The sequence below is a fragment of the Kitasatospora sp. NPDC101176 genome (genome assembly GCF_044768035.1).
Lineage (GTDB): Bacteria > Actinomycetota > Actinomycetes > Streptomycetales > Streptomycetaceae > Kitasatospora.
On record NZ_JBIWPA010000074.1, the window covers coordinates 1 to 1,154 of the forward strand.

Below are 1,154 nucleotides of genomic sequence, written 5' to 3' on the forward strand. Positions count from 1 at the left end.
GACTTCGATCTCTTCCGTATCTCCGAGGAGCACGGGATGCTCCGTGAGGCGGTGCGTTCGCTGGCCGAGGCGAAGATCGCTCCGTTCGCGGCGGAGGTGGACGAGCTGGGCCGGTTCCCGCAGGAGGCGCTGGAGGCGTTGCAGGGCAGTGACCTGCACGCGGTGCACGTGCCGGAGGAGTACGGCGGTGCGGGTGCGGACGCGTTGGCGACGGTGATCGTGATCGAGGAGGTGGCGCGGGTGTGTGCGTCGTCCTCGTTGATCCCGGCGGTGAACAAGCTGGGGTCGCTGCCGGTGCAGTTGTCGGGTTCGGAGGAGTTGAAGGCGAAGTACCTGGGGGCGCTGGCGCGGGGTGAGGGGATGTTCTCGTACTGCCTGTCGGAGCCGGAGGCGGGTTCGGACGCGGCGGGGATGCGGACGAGGGCGGTGCGTGACGGTGATTCCTGGGTGCTGAACGGGGTGAAGCGCTGGATCACGAACGCGGGGGTGTCGGAGTTCTACACGGTGATGGCCGTGACGGATCCGGAGCTGCGGTCGAAGGGGATCTCGGCGTTCGTGGTGGAGAAGGGTGACGAGGGGGTGTCGTTCGGTGCTCCGGAGAAGAAGTTGGGGATCAAGGGGTCGCCGACGCGTGAGGTGTACTTCGACAACGTGCGGATTCCGGCGGATCGGATGATCGGTGCGGAGGGGACGGGGTTCGCGACGGCGATGCGGACGCTGGACCACACGCGGGTGACGATCGCGGCGCAGGCGGTCGGGATCGCGCAGGGGGCGTTGGACTACGCGAAGGGGTACGTGAAGGAGCGCCGGCAGTTCGGGAAGGCGATCGCGGAGTTCCAGGGTGTGCAGTTCATGCTGGCGGACATGGCGATGAAGCTGGAGGCGGCGCGGCAGTTGACGTACGCGGCGGCGGCGAAGTCGCAGCGCGGGGACGGGGACCTGACGTTCTTCGGGGCGGCGGCGAAGTGTTACGCGTCGGACGCGGCGATGGAGATCACCACGGACGCGGTGCAGTTGCTGGGTGGGTACGGGTACACCCGGGACTACCCGGTGGAGCGGATGATGCGGGACGCGAAGATCACGCAGATCTACGAGGGCACCAACCAGGTCCAGCGCATCGTCATGGCCCGCAACCTGCCGTAACGCACCCCCCC

The 1,154-nt window shown here is 67.9% G+C and carries 1 protein-coding gene; it reads left to right on the top strand.

Translation table 11 applies throughout. From position 1 onward, the window contains the following. A partial coding sequence (locus ACIRS1_RS38455; RefSeq protein WP_402847324.1) for an acyl-CoA dehydrogenase family protein occupies window positions 1–1,143 on the top strand: 1,143 nt, incomplete at its 5' end. Window positions 1,144–1,154 lie beyond the last annotated feature (11 nt).